The 19868-nt window shown below is 64.4% G+C and carries 20 protein-coding genes; 10 read left to right on the top strand and 10 right to left on the bottom strand.

Going from position 1 to position 19868, the window contains the following annotated elements:
• Positions 1 to 88: 88 nt before the first annotated feature.
• Positions 89 to 349 carry a 30S ribosomal protein S20 gene (gene rpsT, locus ACSYG9_RS26155; protein ID WP_169686152.1) on the bottom strand — a complete coding sequence of 87 codons (261 nt, stop codon included), beginning with the start codon at positions 347 to 349 and terminating at the stop codon, positions 89 to 91.
• Between the two features lie 217 nt (positions 350 to 566).
• Here rpsT and ACSYG9_RS26150 point away from each other — a divergent pair, with 217 nt between their 5' ends.
• The gene (locus ACSYG9_RS26150) at positions 567 to 1352 is read left to right on the top strand and encodes an aquaporin (RefSeq protein ID WP_454840499.1); all 786 of its coding nucleotides are present in this window, start codon (positions 567 to 569) and stop codon (positions 1350 to 1352) included.
• Between the two features lie 38 nt (positions 1353 to 1390).
• Here the strand turns inward: ACSYG9_RS26150 and ACSYG9_RS26145 are convergent, their stop codons facing one another.
• Positions 1391 to 1957: a type II toxin-antitoxin system PemK/MazF family toxin gene (locus tag ACSYG9_RS26145; protein WP_454840497.1), complete on the bottom strand. Its 567-nt coding sequence runs from the start codon at positions 1955 to 1957 to the stop codon at positions 1391 to 1393.
• 163 nt (positions 1958 to 2120) lie between these two features.
• Here ACSYG9_RS26145 and lepA point away from each other — a divergent pair, with 163 nt between their 5' ends.
• The 3 genes from lepA to ACSYG9_RS26130 all read left to right on the top strand — a co-directional run bounded on the left by lepA (position 2121) and on the right by ACSYG9_RS26130 (position 5973).
• Positions 2121 to 3962: a translation elongation factor 4 gene (lepA, locus tag ACSYG9_RS26140; protein WP_454843044.1), complete on the top strand. Its 1842-nt coding sequence runs from the start codon at positions 2121 to 2123 to the stop codon at positions 3960 to 3962.
• A 22-nt stretch (positions 3963 to 3984) separates the two neighbouring features.
• Positions 3985 to 4917, top strand: a complete 933-nt coding sequence (locus tag ACSYG9_RS26135) for a nitronate monooxygenase (RefSeq protein WP_440125169.1) — start codon at positions 3985 to 3987, stop codon at positions 4915 to 4917.
• A gap of 66 nt (positions 4918 to 4983) precedes the next feature.
• Entirely contained in the window at positions 4984 to 5973 is a 990-nt protein-coding gene (locus ACSYG9_RS26130; RefSeq protein ID WP_454840495.1) for an ABC transporter substrate-binding protein, read from the top strand.
• Between the two features lie 5 nt (positions 5974 to 5978).
• Here ACSYG9_RS26130 and ACSYG9_RS26125 read toward each other — a convergent pair whose 3' ends face one another.
• On the bottom strand, positions 5979 to 7919 hold the full coding sequence (locus ACSYG9_RS26125; protein WP_440125167.1) for a glycoside hydrolase family 15 protein: 1941 nt from the start codon (positions 7917 to 7919) through the stop codon (positions 5979 to 5981).
• Between the two features lie 67 nt (positions 7920 to 7986).
• Here ACSYG9_RS26125 and ACSYG9_RS26120 point away from each other — a divergent pair, with 67 nt between their 5' ends.
• The 6 genes from ACSYG9_RS26120 to ACSYG9_RS26095 all read left to right on the top strand — a co-directional run bounded on the left by ACSYG9_RS26120 (position 7987) and on the right by ACSYG9_RS26095 (position 12408).
• Positions 7987 to 8220 (top strand): hypothetical protein, encoded by a 234-nt coding sequence (locus tag ACSYG9_RS26120; protein WP_454840493.1) that lies wholly within the window; start codon positions 7987 to 7989, stop codon positions 8218 to 8220.
• Between the two features lie 139 nt (positions 8221 to 8359).
• The gene (locus ACSYG9_RS26115; protein ID WP_374229841.1) at positions 8360 to 8455 is read left to right on the top strand and encodes an Ms4533A family Cys-rich leader peptide; all 96 of its coding nucleotides are present in this window, start codon (positions 8360 to 8362) and stop codon (positions 8453 to 8455) included.
• A gap of 235 nt (positions 8456 to 8690) precedes the next feature.
• Positions 8691 to 9725, top strand: coding sequence for a sulfate ABC transporter substrate-binding protein (locus ACSYG9_RS26110; RefSeq protein WP_454840492.1), 1035 nt, complete (start codon positions 8691 to 8693; stop codon positions 9723 to 9725).
• 24 nt (positions 9726 to 9749) lie between these two features.
• Positions 9750 to 10601, top strand: coding sequence for a sulfate ABC transporter permease subunit CysT (gene cysT, locus ACSYG9_RS26105; RefSeq protein WP_454840490.1), 852 nt, complete (start codon positions 9750 to 9752; stop codon positions 10599 to 10601).
• Entirely contained in the window at positions 10598 to 11407 is an 810-nt protein-coding gene (gene cysW, locus ACSYG9_RS26100) for a sulfate ABC transporter permease subunit CysW (protein WP_440125163.1), read from the top strand. The genes cysT and cysW overlap by 4 nt, the downstream gene beginning before the upstream one ends.
• Complete coding sequence (locus ACSYG9_RS26095; protein ID WP_440125162.1) at positions 11404 to 12408, top strand: TOBE-like domain-containing protein; 1005 nt, start codon at positions 11404 to 11406, stop codon at positions 12406 to 12408. Before cysW ends, ACSYG9_RS26095 begins: the two co-directional genes overlap by 4 nt.
• A gap of 9 nt (positions 12409 to 12417) precedes the next feature.
• On the opposite strand, the gene ACSYG9_RS26090 is transcribed toward ACSYG9_RS26095, so the two are convergent.
• From ACSYG9_RS26090 to ACSYG9_RS26060, 7 genes are all read right to left on the bottom strand, one after another.
• Positions 12418 to 13275, bottom strand: coding sequence for a universal stress protein (locus ACSYG9_RS26090; RefSeq protein WP_440125161.1), 858 nt, complete (start codon positions 13273 to 13275; stop codon positions 12418 to 12420).
• Positions 13276 to 13375: 100 nt separating this feature from the next.
• Entirely contained in the window at positions 13376 to 14266 is an 891-nt protein-coding gene (gene ppk2, locus ACSYG9_RS26085) for a polyphosphate kinase 2 (protein ID WP_440125160.1), read from the bottom strand.
• Between the two features lie 132 nt (positions 14267 to 14398).
• Complete coding sequence (locus ACSYG9_RS26080) at positions 14399 to 15145, bottom strand: CbiX/SirB N-terminal domain-containing protein (protein WP_440125159.1); 747 nt, start codon at positions 15143 to 15145, stop codon at positions 14399 to 14401.
• Positions 15142 to 16440: a GTP-binding protein gene (locus ACSYG9_RS26075; protein ID WP_440125158.1), complete on the bottom strand. Its 1299-nt coding sequence runs from the start codon at positions 16438 to 16440 to the stop codon at positions 15142 to 15144. Before ACSYG9_RS26075 ends, ACSYG9_RS26080 begins: the two co-directional genes overlap by 4 nt.
• A 2-nt stretch (positions 16441 to 16442) precedes the next feature.
• On the bottom strand, positions 16443 to 17387 hold the full coding sequence (cysD, locus tag ACSYG9_RS26070; protein WP_440125157.1) for a sulfate adenylyltransferase subunit CysD: 945 nt from the start codon (positions 17385 to 17387) through the stop codon (positions 16443 to 16445).
• Entirely contained in the window at positions 17384 to 18091 is a 708-nt protein-coding gene (locus ACSYG9_RS26065) for a phosphoadenylyl-sulfate reductase (RefSeq protein WP_440125156.1), read from the bottom strand. The genes cysD and ACSYG9_RS26065 overlap by 4 nt, the downstream gene beginning before the upstream one ends.
• Positions 18088 to 19809: a nitrite/sulfite reductase gene (locus ACSYG9_RS26060; protein ID WP_454840486.1), complete on the bottom strand. Its 1722-nt coding sequence runs from the start codon at positions 19807 to 19809 to the stop codon at positions 18088 to 18090. Before ACSYG9_RS26060 ends, ACSYG9_RS26065 begins: the two co-directional genes overlap by 4 nt.
• Between the last annotated feature and the right edge of the window lie 59 nt (positions 19810 to 19868).

Here is a 19868-nt window from a genome sequence, read left to right as displayed (position 1 = left end):
CGTCATCGATACGACAGAAGGCCGCACCTCCGAAAAGGTGCGGCCTCGTGTCAGCAGAGCTTGCGTCCTCTACCTCGGAGCTGAGGGCTCAGAGCTTGTTGGCAAGCTTCGCGAGAGCAGACTTCTTGTTTGCAGCCTGGTTGGCGTGGATGACGCCCTTGCTGGCTGCCTTGTCGAGCTGACGGCTGGTGGCGACGAGGAGCTCGTTGGCCTTGTCCTTGTCTCCAGCGGCCGCGGCCTCGCGGAACGAACGGATCGCAGTGCGCAGCGAGGACTTCACCGACTGATTCCGGAGCCGGTTGCGCTCGTTGGTGCGAATCCGCTTCACCTGGGACTTGATGTTGGCCACGCGTAAAATCCTGTCGTCTTGCTGGTAGTTGATAGGAAAGCTCTGGGTGCGCTAGGGCACGACGGTCGACGATACCAGCGTTGGCCGTCAATGCCCAAACAGAGCCGGCGGTATCGCACTCGTGCGCCGGCAATCCGTGGGCCCGAAAATGTTGGCTATCTCACAACAATGTTGCGAGTCGGCCCCGCGTCACAGACATCGGCATGACACTGACGGCATGACGTCAGAACATGAAACTGCCCAGGAGGCGGCAGGTCCGAACGACTTCTCGGATATCAGGAAGTGCGTCGCCGAAGCCATCGGCACATTCGTGCTCGTATTCTCCGCAGTCGGAACTGCAGTGTTCGCCGGAGCGAAAGTCGGCAACCTCGGCGTTGCGCTCGCGTTCGGTCTGACGCTGCTCTTCCTCGTCTACACGATCGGCCCGATCTCGGGATGCCACGTCAATCCGGCGGTCACGTTGGGCCAGCTCATCGTCGGGCACGTCACGCCCGTTCGCGCTGTCGGCTATTGGATCGCTCAGGTCGCCGGAGGACTCATCGCCGGTGTCACGATCTTCGCGGTCGCGTCGTCGCTGCCGTCCTACGACCGGGCAGCCGACGGACTGGGAGCAAACGGATGGGGCCCGCACAGCCCCTCCGCGATCGAGGGACCACTCGGCGGAGTCATCGAGAACGGATACGGAATCGGCGCCACGATGATCATCGAGATCCTGCTCACCGGCCTGCTGGTCTTCGTGGTGCTTGCCAGCACCGATCAGATCTCCGATGTGCTCAACGCGGGACTCGCGATCGGATTCTCACTCGCGGTGATCCACCTGATCGCCATCCCGATCGACAACACCTCCGTCAACCCGGCGCGCAGTCTTGCAGTGGCGTTCTATCAAGAAGGTGCGCTCGCGCAGCTGTGGCTGTTCATCGTGTTCCCGCTCATCGGAGGCGCGCTCGGTGCGCTCGTCTACACGTTGTTGTTCGGCCGTAACCAGGGATTGCGCGCGTCGTAGAGCAGCAGCCGGCTAGCCCGCACTGTATGTCCGGCTTTCTACGTCCAGTCGAAATCCGCGCGGAGGCGTGATGCGACCCGATCGAAACGGGAACGCTCGAGGATCGCGCCTTCGCGGCGGATGCCGTCTTCCGGAACATCCAGGATGCGATCGAGTCGGATCCAGCTCGGTCGGTTCTCGCGATCCCACGGGCCTGTGCCGATCCCGACCCAATCGGGGTGTCCGTCGCGGTCGCCGTTGGACGAGAGCATCAGGCCGAGCAGCGTCGAACCTTCGCGTCCCACGACGAGGACGGGACGGTCCTTGCCTTGGCTCGCATCTTCTTCGTACTCCACCCACGTCCAGACGATCTCGCCGGGATCGGCATTTCCGTCGAGATCGGGCGAGTACTCGATCGTGCGCGCACGCTGCGCCGTCGGGGTGGTGCGAGAAGCCACGGGGCGACCCGGAACAGGTACGGGCGCAGCCCGGCCGGAGTCCTGAGCCAGTGTGCCCTTCGCGCGGTCGAGTGCTCCCGACTGCTGCAACTGCTTGTACAGCCGTGGGCCGTGTTCGACCGCAAGACGCCCGAGTTGCTTGCCCATTTCCATCCACTTGCCAGCCACGATCGGCCAGTGTAACCACGCTTCCCGCGCATGAGCAGCCGTGCGGGTGCGCACGCGGTACCCACCTGTCGGCACAGCCGACGACCCGGCGATTGCGAGTCTTGGATATTCTTCAAGATGACCGCGGCCCCAGGCCGCTGCCGGCCCGAGTCAGGAGCACGACATCACCACGTTCGCCGACACCACCTTCACGGATCCCGCGAAGATCCGGAACTTCTGCATCATCGCGCACATCGACCACGGCAAGTCGACGTTGGCGGACCGGATGCTGCAGCTCACCGGCGTGGTCGAGGAACGGCAGATGCGCGCCCAGTACCTCGACCGGATGGATATCGAGCGTGAACGCGGCATCACGATCAAGGCGCAGAACGTGCGCCTGCCGTGGAAACTCGACGGTGAAGATTACGTCATGCACCTGATCGACACACCTGGCCACGTCGACTTCACCTACGAGGTCTCGCGCGCGCTCGAGGCATGTGAGGGAGCCGTGCTGCTCGTCGATGCCGCACAGGGAATCGAGGCGCAGACCTTGGCGAATCTCTACCTCGCACTCGACAAGGACCTCACGATCATTCCGGTTCTCAACAAGATCGATCTGCCCGCCGCCGATCCCGATCGGTACGCGGGTGAGATAGCCAACATCATCGGATGCGAACCCTCCGACGTCCTGCGTGTCTCCGGTAAGACCGGCGAAGGAGTCCCCGAGCTGATCGACGAGGTGATCCGGCAGATACCCGCGCCTGTCGGTGATTCCGATGCACCTGCCCGCGCGATGATCTTCGACTCGGTGTACGACACCTACCGCGGTGTCGTCACCTACGTTCGCGTCGTCGACGGCAAGATCATGCCGCGCGAGAAGATCAAGATGATGTCGACCGGTACGACCCACGAACTGCTCGAGGTCGGCATCGTGTCACCGGAGCCGAAAGCGACGACCGGCCTCGGTGTCGGCGAGGTCGGCTACCTGATCACGGGCGTGAAGGACGTGCGCCAGTCGAAGGTGGGCGACACGGTGACGCTCGCGCGCGGTGGAGCCTCGGAGCCGCTCACCGGCTACCGCGAACCGCGGCCCATGGTCTATTCCGGCCTGTACCCCGTGGACGGTTCCGATTACCCGGTACTGCGCGACGCCCTCGACAAGCTCCAGCTCAACGACGCCGCGCTCACCTATGAACCCGAGACCTCCGTTGCGTTGGGCTTCGGATTCCGGTGTGGATTCCTCGGTCTGCTGCACATGGAGATCTCCCGTGAGCGGCTCGAACGCGAATTCGGGCTCAACCTGATCTCCACTGCCCCGAACGTGGTGTACCGCGTCGTCCTCGAGGGTGGTGAGGAGGTCATCGTCACCAACCCGTCGGTCTGGCCCGAAGGCAAGGCCCGCGAGATCTACGAGCCCATCGTCAAGTGCACGATCATCGCGCCGAGCGAGTTCATCGGCTCGATCATGGAGCTGTGCCAGTCACGGCGCGGTGAGCTCGGGGGCATGGACTATCTGTCCGAGACCCGCGTGGAGTTGCGCTACACCCTGCCGATGGCCGAGATCATCTTCGACTTCTTCGACTCCCTCAAGTCGCGCACGCGCGGATACGCGAGCATGGACTACGAGGAAGCGGGTGAACAGGAAGCGGCCCTGGTCAAGGTCGACATCTTGCTGCAGGGAGAAGCGGTCGACGCCTTCAGTGCGATCGTGCACAAGGACGCCGCAGCAGCGTACGGCAACAAGATGACGACCAAGCTCAAGGAACTCATCCCACGCCAGCAGTTCGAGGTGCCCGTACAGGCCGCCATCGGATCGAAGATCATTGCGCGCGAGAACATTCGCGCTATCCGCAAGGATGTGCTCGCCAAGTGCTACGGCGGCGACATCAGCCGTAAGCGCAAGCTGCTCGAGAAGCAGAAGGAAGGCAAGAAGCGCATGAAGACGATCGGTCGCGTCGACGTGCCGCAGGAAGCATTCGTTGCGGCCTTGTCGTCGGAGGCGTCCTCGGACAAGCCCAAGAAGTAACCGCTCGGCGAAAGGACCCATCGTGCTCGAGACCTGGCTGACACGTGAATTCGGAATCACGATTCCGCTCGTGGGGGCGCCGATGGGTGGACGGGCCGGTGGAGCTCTCGCCGGTGAGGTCACCAAGGCCGGGGGCCTGGGACTGATCGGAGCGGCGAGATACAACAACGCCGAGTGGCTCGAGCAGCAAGCCCGGACGGCACGCGAGATCGGCGGCGGGCTTCTCGGCTTCGGTCTCATGACGTGGTCGCTGCACGACGACGATTCGCTTCTGGGCGCGGTCCTCGAGCACCGTCCCCAGGTGGTTGCTCTGTCGTTCGGGGACCCCGCTCCGTATGTGCAACGGGTTCACGACGCCGGTGCCACCGTGATCTCCCAGATCAACACCCTCGAGGATCTTCGAGTGGTCGAGGCCGCGGGAGTCGACGCGGTGGTGGCGCAAGGTCACGAGGCCGGTGGCCACACCGGGAGGATCGGGACATTGCCATTGCTGCAGGAAGTGCTCGAGTCCACCGGACTTCCGGTACTCGCCGCGGGGGGCATCGCGTCGGGTCGCGGGCTTGCCGCCGTGCTCGCGTCCGGGGGAGCAGGTGCCCTGGTGGGGACGGCTCTGCTTGCCAGCCCGGAAACTGTGGGACCGGATTATGCACGCGCTCGGTTGATCGCGGCCGGAAGCACCGACACCGTGTACACCGATGTGTTCGACAAGGCCCGCCACCAGCCGTGGCCCGCCCGGTGGGGCGGCCGCGCCCTGGTCAACAGCTTCACCGAGACATGGCATGGCCGTGGGGCGGACGAGCAGACCCTTGCCGACGAGTACGCAGGCGACGACCCTGATATCGGAGTCGTCTATGCAGGCGAAGCCGCAGGGCTCGTCCGAGCACAGCGGCCGGCCGGCGACGTCATCCGTGATATCGGCGCGCAGGCAGAAGAGTTGCTCGGCCGTTTCCGCTGACACTGTTCCCATTCGGAGCGCCGACGGGTTAAGGTGTGCCTCACCTAATGTTGAGAGGCGTCTTCGATGCGTGTGCGTTCCCTGTCTGCGTGTGCCGTAGCTGTTCTTGTCGGATTCGGGGTGGCGGGGTGTTCGAGCGCCGACGACACCGAATCCGCCGAGGTCTCCGAAAGTGTCAGCATCGAGCATACTTTCGGAACAACGGTCGTGGAGGACACCCCGGAACGCATCGTTGCGACATCGACCCAATGGGTCGACGCACTCCTCGAACTCGGTGTCCAGCCTGTCGGCTACCTCAGCGCGGGGTCCGAGGGCGACGAGCGTGGCCTGTACCCGTGGCAGAGCGAGGTCTCGGAGGATGCCGTCGACCTCACGGGCGGAAACTCGTCGTTGATGCAGGGGCCACTGCCGATCGAACCGATCGCAGCGCTCGAGCCCGACCTGATTCTCGGGAACTGGCAGATCGCCTCCGCCGATGCGTACGACACCCTCACCGAAGTGGCGCCCACGGTCGCCCCGCTCGGAGAGACGGGTGTCGACAACTGGGCCGACCAGCTCCGAGCCCTGGGGACACTGTTGGACCGCACCGACGACGCCGAGCAGATCATCGCCGAGCGGAACGCCGAGATCGACGAGTACGCGCTCCCCGGGCTCGAAGGCAAGACCGCAGTCCTGGCCCAGTTCATGTTCGCGGAGCGGCAATTCGTTGCCGTCGCCGATCCATCCGACGGCGCGTCCGTGCTCTTCGAGCAACTGGGCATGACCCTGCCGCCGGCGCTCGTCGAGGAGGCCGGTGTTGCCTTCGGACGCGTGACGCTCAGCCCCGAACGCGTCGACGCACTTGTCGCAGACCTGCTGGTCATCCTTCCCAACGGCGGGACCGAAGCAGATCTCATGGCCCTGCCAGGGTTCGATCAGCTGCCGTCGGTGGCGAACGGCGGACTGGCTGTGGTCGATTATCCCACCGTCGTCGCGTTCAACCTTCCTTCGTCGTTGTCGATGCAGTACGCACTCGACGAACTCCGCCCGCAGCTCGAGGCCGTCGCCGCTTCGTGACGAGCTCAGTGCCGCGCGTGCGCGGGCTTGAATTCTCCTGACTCGGTGCGTTGTTCGGCACGGATGACGTGCACGATCGCATTGATCTGAGCGAGATGGGTGAAAGCCTGGGGGAAGTTGCCCAGGTGCTGCCCGGTAGCGGGGTCGATTTCCTCGGCATACAGCTTCAGCGGGCTCGCGAAATCGAGTAATCGTCCGCACAGCATCGACGCCCGTTCCACCTCACCGATCTCGACGAGTGCGGACACCAGCCAGAACGAGCAGATGGTGAACGTTCCCTCCTCTCCGGAAAGTCCGTCGTCGGTGTCTTCGACCCGATAGCGCAGCACGAGACCGTGCTCGGTCAGTTCGTCCGCGATCGCGAGTACCGTTGCGCGCACTCGCGGATCATCGGGCGGGAGGAATCGGAGCAACGGAATCAGCAGGTTCGACGCGTCGAGTGCCGGATCGCCGTACCGCTGAGTGAAAGCACCGCGTTCGTCGACACCGTGCTCGAGGATGTCCGATTTGATCTCGTCGGCGACTGCCGACCAGCGCGCCGCGTGGTCGGGTTGGCCGTGCATCTCGGCGAGCTTGGCGCCGCGGTCCAGTGCGACCCAGCACATCACCTTCGACGAGGTGAAATGCTGGGGCTCGCCGCGCACTTCCCATATCCCGCGATCGGGTTCCCGCCAGTGCGCGACCGCCTGCTCCACCTGGCTGCTGAGCAGCGGCCACAGAGATTCCGGTATCTGCTCACGCGACTTCACGTGTAGATACACCGAGTCGAGGAGGGCCCCCCACACGTCGTGCTGGCGTTGCCGGTATGCGTCGTTGCCGATACGTACGGGTCTGGCATTGTTGTAGCCGCTCAGATGGTCGAGTTGCGATTCCTCCAGTACGCGCTCGCCCCCGACCCCGTACATGACCTGTAGGGGATGGTGGTCCTTGCCGTCGGCGCCCTGGGACACCTCGAGGATGAACGAGAAGAAGTCGTCGGCCTCGCGATCGAGACCCAGTGTGTACAGGCCCCACAGGGCAAAGGTGGAGTCGCGCACCCAAGCGTATCTGTAGTCCCAATTGCGTTCACCTCCAGGTGTTTCCGGAAGAGAGGTGGTGGCGGCCGCGAGGAGAGCGCCGGTCGGGGAATACGTCAGCCCCTTGAGGGTCAGTGCGCTGCGTTCGAGGTAGGTGCGCCACGGGTGATCGGGGAACCTGCCGGTCGTGACCCACTCGCGCCAGTAGTCCTGCGTCGTGAGCATTTTCGTGGCGGCTTCCTCGAAGGTGCGCGGCGGCGCCGGATCGCCCCACGACAGGGCGACGAAGACGGTGTCACCTTTTCTCATGCGGGTCCGGGCACGCGCTTCCCGGCCCTCGATGCCGAGGCGCATATTGGAGGTCAGACGCAGGCGCGGGTGTTCGTCCGGTGCGTCCGCGCACACGGCCGTCGCCTCCTCGTACACGTCGCCGGTGTACTCCCACTGCGTGCCGCCGCGATGGTAATCGAACGCGGGTTCGCAACTCATGTTCAGTTCGACCGTGCCATTGACGCACCGAACGGTGCGCAGGAGAATGTGCTCGGCCTCCCAATCGGATGGAGTCCTCCGTTGGATGGCGGAGCGTCGGTGAAGGTCGTACCACGGTCCCATCGCCAGTGCGTCACGGACGACGATCCAACCGGTCTCGGTCTGCCACGTCGTCTCCAGCACGACACCACCTGGAAGATACCGGCGGGCCGCGGGCACCGACCGGTCGTGCGGCCCGATGCGGAAGTGACCTGCGCTCCGATCGAGCAGTGAGCCGAACACACTCGGTGAATCGGGACGCGGCACGCACAACCATTCGACCGAACCGTCGCGCGCAACCAGACATGACGTCTGGCAGTCCGACAGGAACCCGTAGTCGCCGATCGGAGGGAACGGTGTGCGGCTCGGCAGGGATGACGGTGTGTGCGCGGCGGAGGTCATCTCTCCATGATCGGTGCGGCGCGGGTGTGACGCAGGGCAAATGACCGGACGCACTACAGTGGACGGGATGGAACGGGCGGCATCGTGGTGGGACGGGTTCGAACTGTGGCTCACGGGCCTGTCGTTCGTGCCCCAGGCCGCTTTGGTGCTGATCGTGATGGTGCCGCTGGGTGGTGCGGTGGCCTGGATGCTCGACCGCGTGATCGCCACGGGTTTCGCTGCGGTGGGACGAGGCGAACCCGGACCGTCTCCACGGAACGGAGAAGCAGCACCATCGGCACCGAACACGGAGGATTGTTGACATGCCACGCTCGCGAGTGACCCTGGCGCTCATCGCGCTTCTCGTTCTCGTAGTCGTCGCGTGGTTGCTGACGCTGTAGAACTCCGGCGTCGAGAACTTCCTGCTGGACACCCGTTCATGCTCTGCTAAAGTCTCCCGAGTGTCTGCAAACGCATTGCCCAGCGCACGCCACGAATTGGCGTTGATTGCTGTGGGCATGCCGTCTGTTGCCGACATCGACTGTTGTTGTCGCTGATCCACCCGCGCCGATGTCAGCGGTTCCACCGCACCGGCAACCGGGTTCGCGACCCCGTGGTGTCGTCTGTCGTCGTTTCTCCAGTGGACTGGCTTCAGGCGAGTGCTGTGCCCTGCCCGATTCTGTGAGGCGGGCGACCGTTACTGCGGTCTCGCGATGACATCGACCCCGATTCCCCGAATCCCAGATCTGTCCGCTCTGTTCCGTCCGGAACAGCCTGCAGGAGGCACCCACGATGACGATTCGTTCCACATTTCTCGGACTGGCGGCGCTCGCCGTCGCGACGTCCACCTTCTTGACCGCGTGCTCGGGTGGCGGAGCCAGCGATACCGTCGGTGGTGATACGGGCGCCGACGGTTCCGGAGGCACCGTAAACCTGTATGCGTACGCGGTGCCGAAGACCGGTTTCGACCTGTTGATCCCGGCATTCCAGGAGACCGACGCAGGTGAAGGAGTCGTGTTCCAGCAGTCCTACGGCCCCTCAGGCGACCAGTCTCGCAAGGTGCGCGATGGCGCCGCCGCCGATTTCGTGAATTTTTCCGTCGAACCCGACATCACGCGACTCGTCGACGCGGGTCTCGTCGACGAGGGCTGGAATACCGGCGCAGACAAGGGCCTGCCGTTCGGTTCCGTGGTGACGATCGTGGTGCGTGAGGGCAATCCCAAGAACATCCGGACCTGGGACGACCTGCTGCGTGATGACGTCGAGGTCGTTACACCGAACCCGTTCAGCTCGGGATCGGCGAAGTGGAACCTGCTTGCCCCCTACGCTGCGAAGAGCAACGGCGGTCAGGACCAGCAGGCCGGGCTCGACTACGTGACGGCCCTCGTCCAGGACCACGTGAAAGTGCAGCCCAAGTCCGGTCGTGAGGCCACCGAAACGTTCCTGCAGGGCACCGGCGACGTGCTGCTCAGCTACGAGAACGAGGCACTGTTCATAGAGCGCAACGGCGATCCGGTCGAGCATGTGACGCCGCCGGTGACCTTCAAGATCGAGAACCCGGCTGCGGTGATCAACGATTCAGCGAACGCGGAAAAGGCCCAGGCATTCCTCGACTTCCTCTATACAGAGGAAGCCCAGCGTCTGTGGGGTGAAGCCGGATTCCGGCCCGTCGATCCTGCCGTTGCAGAAGAATTCGCCGCGGACTTCCCGGAACCCGAAACGTTGTGGACGATCGACGACCTCGGTGGATGGAGTGCCGTCGATGACGAGCTCTTCGCCGAAGGCACCGGCGCCATCGCCGTGATCTACGACAACGCAACGAAATAGAGCCGGAAGCAGAAGAACCCGACCGTGAGTACTCCAGTAGAAGCGCCCGTCCCGAAGCAGCGTGGGCGAACCGCCGCGAAAGTAACCGGTGCCGTAGGCCCGCTCGGGATCGGCATCGCCACCCTGTGGCTGAGCATCATCGTCCTGCTGCCACTCGCGGCCCTGGCCACCGAAGCCTTCTCGGAAGGCTTCGGTGGCTTCTGGGACGCCGTAACCGCACCGAATGCGCTGGCCACCCTTCGCGTCACGGTTACCGTGTCGATCGTGGTGGCGTTGATCAACGCGGTGATGGGCACATTGATCGCGTGGGTACTCGTACGGGACGAGTTTCCGGGCAAGAAGATCGTCAACGCACTGATCGACCTGCCGTTCGCTCTTCCCACGATCGTGGCGAGCATCGTGCTGCTCGCGCTGTACGGACCGCAGAGCCCCGTCGGTCTCCAGCTCAACGCGACACAGCCCGGTCTGGTCGTTGCGCTTGCGTTCGTTACGCTGCCGTTCGTGGTGCGATCGGTTCAACCCGTCCTGATCGAGGCAGACCGAGAGGTCGAGGAGGCCGCGGCATCACTCGGTGCCGACAACTTCACGACTTTCCGGACCGTGGTGCTGCCGACTCTGGCGCCCGCGGTCCTCGGCGGAGTCGGGCTCGCGTTCGCCCGCGCAATCGGGGAGTACGGCTCGATCGTGCTGATCGGAGGGAACATTCCCGGCCGGACTCAGGTGGCATCGCAGTACATTCAGCAGCAGATCGAGATCGACCGGCCCGTCAACGCCGCGGCGGTCTCGGTGGCACTGCTGCTCATCGCGTTCGTGGCACTGTTCGTGCTGCGGCTCGTCGCGAACCGCGGTCGTGTCCGTGAGGAGAACGACGCGTGAAACTCTCTCCGCTCTCGCGTATCTCGCTGCGTGTGATCGCTCTGGGCTATTTGGTGGTACTGCTGGTCGTACCGATCGGTATCATCCTCTACCGCACCTTCGAGAACGGTGTGATGGCGTTCGTCGACTCGATCTCGACGCCCGCAGCGATCTCCGCGCTCAACCTGTCGTTGCTCATCGTCGCGATCGTCGTCCCCGTCAATGTCGTGTTCGGCATCGTCGTTGCGCTCGCACTCGTGCGCGGACGATTCCCGGGACGCGGACTTCTGCAGTCCGTCGTGGATTTACCGTTCGCGGTGTCGCCGATCGTCGTCGGTGTCGCGCTGATCATGCTGTGGGGTGCGGGCGGCTGGTTCGGTGGGCTCGAATCCTTGGGATTCAGAGTGATTTTCGGACTGCCGGGCATGGTCATCGCGACGATCTTCGTCACTTTGCCGTTCGTGGTACGCGAGGTCGAACCTGTCCTCTACGAGATCGGTGAGGAACAGGAGCAGGCCGCCGCGACTCTGGGTGCAGGCAAGTGGCAGACGTTCCGGCGAATCACCCTGCCGGCAATCCGCTGGGGACTGACGTACGGCATCGTCCTCACCGTCGCCCGCGCGCTCGGTGAGTTCGGTGCGGTCATCATGGTTTCGTCCGGGTTTCCCGGGGTATCTCAGACCCTCACGTTGCTCGTCCATGCTCGCTACATCGACGACCACAACACTTTCGGCGCGTACAGCGCGGCCACCCTGCTCATGGCCATCGCAGTGCTGGTTCTGCTGCTGATGACATTGCTCGACCGCAAGAGGAGCACCAAAGCATGATCACCGTTACCGGGGCGTTCAAGAGTTACGGCGACTTCTCCGCGCTCGAGGACGTCTCACTCGACATCCCGCCCGGCTCGTTGACGGCCCTGCTCGGTCCGTCCGGCTCGGGTAAATCGACGCTGCTGCGATCGATCGCCGGGCTCGAATCCCTCGACGGCGGCACCGTCCGCATCGCGGGCAACGATGTCACGCACGTATCACCGCAGAAACGTGGGATCGGCTTCGTGTTCCAGCATTACGCTGCTTTCAAGCATATGACGGTTCGCGAGAACGTCGCGTTCGGTCCGAAGATCCGCAAGCTCCCGAAGCGGCAGATCACGGCGAAGGTCGACGAACTCCTCCAGGTCGTAGGCCTGGACGGATTCCAGCATCGGTACCCCGCTCAGCTCTCGGGCGGGCAGCGGCAGCGCATGGCGCTCGCCCGTGCTCTGGCGGTGGACCCTCAGGTGCTCCTACTCGATGAGCCGTTCGGCGCGCTCGACGCGAAGGTACGCGCCGACCTGCGGACCTGGCTGCGCCGACTCCATGACGAGGTTCACGTGACCACTGTTCTGGTCACGCACGACCAGGAGGAAGCGCTGGATGTCGCCGACCGCATCGCCGTGATGAACCGAGGACGGATCGAGCAGGTCGGCACGCCGGAGGATCTCTACGACCGCCCGGAGAACGACTTCGTGATGTCGTTTCTCGGGAACGTCTCGAAGTTCAACGGCAGGCTCGTGCGGCCGCACGACATCAGGCTCGGTCACGAACCCGGACTCGAGGTCGCGCAGGCGTCCGGCACGGAGGAGCTCGGTGTCGCACGCGCCACCGTCGAGCGGGTGGTGCATCTCGGATTCGAGGTGCGCGTCGAGCTGACGAACGCAGCCACCGGCGAACCCTTCATCGCACAGACCACGCGGGGCGATGCGCGTGCGCTCGGTCTGAAGGCCGGAGATACGGTGTACGCGCAGGTCACCGGCGCGCCCGGTGAGCCCGTTGTGGTGAGCGCCGACTAGCAGGGATTCTCAGCTACGGCAGATGAGGACTGGGCACATCGAGTGGTGGATCAGATTCTGGCTGGTCGAGCCGAGCAGCGCGGACGCGATGGTGCTGCGGCCGTGACTACCGACGACCACCAGCTGCGCGTGCGCGGAATGTTCGAGAAGCATCACGTCGGGTTTGCCGCGCTCGACGCTGTACGTGATCTCGACGTCGGGATGTTTCTCACGGTGGCCGGCCAGGCTCTCTGCAAGTTCCGCGGTCCGGTGCTCCTGGTAGGCGTCCCAGTCCGTGAACCGTGACCCCTCGCCGTAGGTGAGGGTGGACTGCTCCGTCCAGGTGTGCACCGCGGTCAGCGGTGCCCCGGTCTTGTCCGCGATCTCGAAAGCGTGGTCGATGGCTCCCGCGCTCAGTGAGCTGCCGTCGACCCCCAGCACGATAGGTTTGCCATCGAGTTCGCTTGGGCCCGGCTCGCCGCGCCATGATACGACCGGACAGTGTGCGTGGTTGGCTGTGTGCACCACATCGGATCGCGCGAACATGGACTGCAGCTCGCTCGTGGTGGTGTGGCCGAGCACGATCATGCGTGCGGTGTTCGACATCTCGACGAGGGCTTGTGCAGCCTTGCCCACCTCGACGGTGCGTTCGACGACGACCCCGGGTTGTGCGGCACGCACCGCAGCCTCCGCCGCGTCGAGCGCATTGTCACCTGCTCGGTCTGCGGCGGCACCGTTGCTCGATGGTCGTTCCGGCACGACGTGCGTCAGTTGAAGAGGTTCGCCGAAGCGGAGCGCAATCGATGCGGCCCAGCGCGCCGCACCGAGCGCACTGTCGGAACCGTCGATGCCGGCCACGATTCCCCGTCTGTTCGGTGTAGTGCCCATGGTGGTCTCTCCTTACTCTGCCACCAGTGTGGTACAGACCACATCGGGCCGCCAGCGATCGAGAATCTCGATTCCTGACCGACACCGCCGCGCACTGCGTTCAGTCGCCGACCGCATCCTTTCCGCGCTGCACGATCTTGGGGTCGGCCGCGAACACGACCTGACTGTCCTTGTCTTCGTAGTCGAACTGGTTGAGGAAGAAGCGCATGGCATTGATGCGGGCGCGCTTCTTGTCGTTGGACTTGATGGTGGTCCACGGCGCGTAGTCGGTATCGGTACGCCGGAACATCACTTCCTTCGCAGTGGTGTACAGATCCCACTTGTCGAGGGATTCGAGGTCCATTTCCGACAGCTTCCATCGACGGACGGGATCGAGCTGGCGGATTGCGAAGCGGGTGCGCTGCTCGTTCTGGGTCACCGAGAACCAGAACTTGGTCAAGGAGATTCCTGCGTCGATGATCAGCTGCTCGAACAACGGGACCTGCCGCAGGAACCGCTCGTACTCCTCGTCAGTGCAGAACCCCATCACACGCTCGACGCCAGCGCGGTTGTACCAGGAACGATCGAACATCACGAGCTCGCCCGCGGTGGGAAAATGCTCGATGTACCGCTGCATGTACCACTGACCGGACTCGCGGTCGGACGGCTTGTTCAAAGCGACCACACGCGCATGCCGAACATTGATGTACTCCTGGAAGCGCTTGATCGTGCCACCCTTGCCGGCAGCATCGCGGCCTTCGAACACGATGATGTGTTTCGACTTGTTGTCCTGCGCCCACGCCTGGAACTTCAGTAGCTCGATCTGAAGGAGGTACTTCTCGACCTCGTAGGTGGCGCGGTCCATCCGCTTCTTGTACGGGTAGTTCTCACGCCAGGTGTCGACCGCGCGTCCGTGCGTGTCGATGAGGTCGGGATCCTCGCCGTGATCGTCACGGACCGAATAGCCTTCGGTGCGGAGACGGTCGATGTAGTGCCGTAGCTCGTTCTGCACGCGTTCTCCTCGCGGATCGGGATTCCCGACGAACGGGTTGCCCACGGACGGGTAGCTACCGTTCTAGCCGAAGAAGGTGAATACCGCGCGAACACTCGCAGTGGCGGATGCCCGTGTCTCGTGTGACCTGCGTCAGGCGGCGACGAGCATGCGGGAAGCAGCGACGGCGGCTACGTAGCGGGCGACGATCACGTCGCCGACGGCCGCGTGATCGGTGAGGGTCGCGGCGATGTGCACGTCCCGCAGAGATTCGGCTGCGGCGCACGCCCGATCCCACAGCAGTCCGGGCGCCAGCATCCAGGGCACGAGCACGAGTGTTCGCGCACCCGCGCGGGAGAGTTCCGTCAGTGTCGCTTCCACGGACGGCTCGGTGGCCGTCGCGAAGCATGTTCGGCCCGAGCCCCACTCGGTCCCGGCCAATACGCGCGGTGTGACCATCGCGGTCGACGAATTCGCACCGGCCCGGCGCGAACCGACAGCACAGAGCGCGACTCCGACTGCCGGATCGTCCCGCGACACACCTGCGGCAACAATGTTGTCGCGCGCCGCCGACACGAGCAGTTCGTCGTCGCCCAGGATCTCGGAGGTCACGATGTCGAGGTGGGGGTTGCGGATCGCGGATTCCGCGAGCAGAGCCGGAAGATCGATACGCGCGTGGAACGCGCTGCCGAGCAGCAACGGAACGACGACAGCCTGTCGATGCCCTGCGGCGGCCACGGCATCGAGGACCTGCGGGACCGACGGGCTGTTCAGATCGAGGAACGCGAGCCGGACATCGAGTTCAGGATGCCGGTCGCGGACCGCTGCGAGCGCGGCAGCCACGGCCCGCGCAGAGCGCGGGTCACGGCTGCCGTGCGCGACAGCGATCAGCGGGATCATGCGGGAACGTGATCTCCGAGTTCGATGTCGGACAACCCGTTCCCGATCAGACCGGCCGCGAGAGTGTTGCCACCGGCCGGATCGATGAGCAGGAAGCTTCCGGTGCGGCGGTTGACCTTGTAGTCGTCGGCAGCGATCGGTTCAGCGACGCGCACCGAGATCCGTGCTATCTCGTTGAGTTCCAACGATTCCGGGTTGGGGACAGAGGTCAGGTTCTGCTCGTCGAAGCGCTCCTCGAGAGTGCCGACGATTGCCTGCGTTGTGCGCGTGCCGTGCTTGAGCAGCAGACGAGCACCGGGACGCAGAGGCTTCTCGGCAAGCCAGCACACGGTCGCCTCGAATTCGCCGATCGGCTCCGGTGCTCCAGGAGCAGCGATGACATCGCCACGGGAGACGTCGACATCATCGGCCAGGATGAGGGTCACCGACCGGCCGGCGTGCGCGACGTCGAGTTCGCCGTCCGCGGTGTCGATGCGTTCGACAGTCGTGCGGATTCCGGACGGCAGGATCACGACCTCATCGCCAGGACGCACCGAACCGGCGCCGATCTGACCGGCGTAGCCGCGATAGTCGGGGAACTGAGCAGTGCGGGGCCGGATCACGTACTGGACCGCGAACCGCAGGCCGACATCGTGCCGCCCGTGCGTATCGGCGTCGACCGGGACGGACTCGAGGTGTTCGATGAGGGTCGGACCGTCGTAGTACGGGGTGTTCTGCGAGCGGGTGGCGACGTTGTCTCCGTGCAACGCCGACACGGGAATCTCCTGCACGTCCTCGGCGGCCCAGCCGAGTGAGCGCGTGAGCGAGGTGAATTCGTCCCTGATGTCGGCGAAGACCTGTGCCGGGTCTTCGACGAGGTCGATCTTGTTGACGGCGAGAACAAGTTTGGGCACGCCGAGAAGTGCGAGCACCGCTGCGTGCTTGCGGGTCTGTTCGATCACACCCTTGCGTGCGTCGACGAGCAGGACGACGAGTTGCGCGGTGGAGGCGCCGGACACAGTGTTCCGCGTGTACTGCACGTGACCGGGGGTGTCGGCGAGCACGAAGCTGCGCTTCGGTGTGGCGAAGTACCGGTAGGCAACGTCGATGGTGATGCCCTGCTCCCGTTCGGCGCGCAGGCCGTCGACGAGGAGCGACAGGTCGGGTGTATCGAGGCCACGGTCGACGGATGCACGGGTCACGGCATCGATCTGGTCGGCCAGAACGGATTTCGTGTCGTACAGCAGACGGCCCACGAGGGTGGACTTGCCGTCGTCGACACTCCCGGCGGTAGCCAGGCGAAGGAGGTCGCTCATGATCAGAAGTAGCCCTCTCGCTTGCGGTCTTCCATGGCCGCTTCGGAAACTCGGTCGTCGCCGCGTGTTGCGCCGCGTTCGGTCAGGCGCGATGCCGCAACCTCGGCCAGGATGGCCTCGTTGTCGGCGGCGTCGGACAGCACGGCGCCGGTCGTGGATCCGTCGCCCACCGTGCGGTAACGCACAGAGAGGGTCTGCAGCTCTTCGTCGTCCTTCGGACCGCCCCACACACCGGGCGTCATCCACATGCCGTCGCGCTGGTAGACGGGGCGTTCGTGCGCGTAGTAGATGCTCGCGAGTTCTACGTTCTCGCGTGCGATGTAGCGCCAGATGTCCAGTTCCGTGAAATTGCTCAGCGGGAACACACGCACCTGTTCACCGGGGGCATGCTTGCCGTTGTAGAGGTTCCACAGCTCGGGGCGCTGGCGCTTGGGATCCCACTGGCCGAATGCGTTGCGCAGCGAAAAGATCCGCTCCTTTGCGCGTGCACGTTCCTCATCGCGACGGGCGCCGCCGAAGACGGCGTCGAAACGGTTCTCGGAGATCGCGTCGAGGAGAGGCACCGTCTGCAGGGGGTTACGGATTCCGTCGGGCCGCTCGGTGAGGCGGCCGTCGGAGATGTACTCTTCGACGCTCGCGACATGCAGCCGCAGGTTGTACTTCTCGACGACGTGGTCGCGGAATGCGAGCACCTCGGGGAGATTGTGGCCGGTGTCGACGTGCAACAGCGCGAAAGGCAGTGGTGCAGGCCAGAAGGCCTTGAGCGCGAGGTGCAGCAGAACGGTCGAATCCTTGCCCCCCGAGAACAGGATCACGGGACGCTCGAACTCGCCTGCAACTTCGCGGAAGATGTGGATCGCTTCGGACTCGAGGGCGTCGAGAGTATCGAACTTGTTGCCGTCGAGCTTGATTCGTTCTTCGTCGAACTTCGTATCGATGAGTGTCATGAGGAGTGCAACCCGCATTCGGTCTTGGCTTGGCCGGCCCAGCGTCCGCTGCGCGGATCGGCCCCGGGAAGTGGCTTGTTCGTGCACGGGGCGCACCCGATGGACGGGTAGCCCTCGTCGACGAGAGGATTGACGAGAATCCCGTGCTCGTCGATGTAGTTCTGCATGTCCTCATCGGACCATGCGGCGATCGGGTTGATCTTCACGAGTCCGAACGCTTCGTCGAACGAGATCAACGGCGCGTTGGCCCGCGTCGGCGATTCGACTCGCCGGATACCGGTGACCCACGCGCGATACCCGCTCAGGGTTTCCTTCAGAGGCACCACCTTGCGCAGCCGGCAGCACTCGTTGGGCTCACGGGCGAACAGATCCTTGCCCAGCAGTGCGTCTTGCTCGGCAACGGTCTGCTTCGCCGCGGCATTGATCACGTTGACCCCGTACACCTGCTCCACGGCGTCACGAGTGCCGAGCGTCTCGGCGAAGTGGTAGCCGGTTTCCAGGAACAGGACATCGACGCCGGGGTGGATCTGGGCGGCGAGGTGTACCAGCACCCCATCCTGCATGTTCGATGCGACGATGTACGAGTCGCCGAACGTGTCCTCGGTCCAGCGAAGCAATTCCTGAGCCGACGCACCTGCGAGGTTTGCCGCCCCCTGCGCGGCGAGCTCTCGTAGGTCGTCGGTGGTGTGTGTCGATGTGGTCATCGAAGATCCGCCTCATCTGCTCGTACGGCCCACTCGGCGAAGCGTTCGCCTGCGTTCCTGTGCTTGATGAAATTGCGCACGATGCGCTCGATGTAGTCGGTGGCCTCGTGCGCGAGGATGCGGTGCTGACGCAGCTTGCGACCGAATCCGATATCGAACCCGAGGCTGCCACCGAGGTGTACCTGGAACCCCTCGATCTGGTTGCCGTCACCATCGTCGACCAGCATTCCCTTGAACCCGATATCGGCGATCTGAATGCGCGCGCAGGAGTTGGGGCAGCCGTTGAAGTTGAGCGTGATCGGCACGTCGAGCTGGGAATTGAGCTCGGCGAGGCGCTTCTCGAGTTCCGGCACGAGGTTCTGAGACCGGCTCCGGGTCTCGGTGAACGACAGCTTGCAGTATTCGAGGCCGGTGCAGGCGATCAGGTTGCGGCGCCACCGCGACGGACGCGAGCTCAGACCCACGGCTTCGAGAGCACTGTCGAGACCGGCGATCTTGTCTTCCGGAACGTTGACGACGATCAGCTTCTGGTACGGGGTCAGCCGCAGCGAGTCTGTGCCCGCCTCGTCCATCGCGTCGGCAATCACGTCGAGGGTCGTGCCGGACACTCGGCCGGACACAGCTGAGAATCCGACCGCGTTGAGTCCGTTGGTCTGCTTGGTGAGACCGACATGGTCGATCGGATGGAGCGGTGTCTCGGGCGCAGGCCCGTCGATCAGCGGACGCTTCAGATACTCCGTCTCGAGTACCTCGCGGAACTTCTCGATGCCCCAGTCCTTGATGAGGAACTTCAGACGTGCCTTGGAACGCAGCCGACGGTAGCCGTAGTCGCGGAAGATCGCGACGACGCCCTCCCACACATCGGGGACCTCGTCCAGCGGGATCCACGCACCGGTGCGTTCGGCGAGCATCGGATTGGTCGACAGACCGCCGCCGACCCACAGGTCGAAGCCCGGGCCGTGCTCGGGATGGTTGACGCCGACGAAGGAGACGTCGTTGATCTCGTGCACGACATCGGGCTGGCCGGAGATCGCAGTCTTGAACTTGCGCGGGAGGTTCGAATACTCGGGGTTGCCGATATAGCGGCGCTTGATCTCGGCGAGCGCCGGGCTCGCGTCGATCACCTCGTTGGGGGACAAGCCGGCGAGGGGGGAACCGAGCATTCCGCGGGGGCAGTCGCCGCAGGCCTCGGTGGTCTCGAGCCCGACCTCCTCGAGGCGACGCCAGATCTCCGGCACGTTCTCGATCTCGATCCAATGGAACTGGATGTTCTGGCGGTCGGTGATGTCGGCGGTATCGCGCGCGAAATCCTTCGAGATACCTGCGATCGCGCGCACCTGCGCGGTGTTCAGCTCGCCCCCGTCGGTGCGGACTCGCATCATGAAGTACGGGGCCTCGAGGAGGTCGGCGTTGTCGTCGCCGGTCCACGTGCCGTCGTATCCTTCGGCCCGTTGTGTGTACAGGCCCATCCAGCGGAAGCGGCTGCGGAGATCCGCTTTGTCGATGTTGTCGAATCCGACGTGCTGGTAGGAGTCGATGATCCGCTGCCGAACGTTGAGCGGGTTGTCGTCCTTCTTGGTCTGCTCGTTCGGGTTGAGCGGCTCGCGGTAGCCCAGCGCCCATTGGCCTTCTGCGCGACGCTTGGCGGGCTTCGCCGAGCGCCGGCGGGCGGGGGGTGCCGTGTCGGCGGGGGGAGCGACGTCGGTGGTCGACGACATGCAGTTCTCCTGGATTCGAAGGACCGGATCGAGGGTGCGAGGGGGCTGACCTCATGCGA

This window comes from Rhodococcus sp. SJ-2, from assembly GCF_053750035.1.
This window is presented reverse-complemented; position numbering and strand designations above follow the sequence as displayed.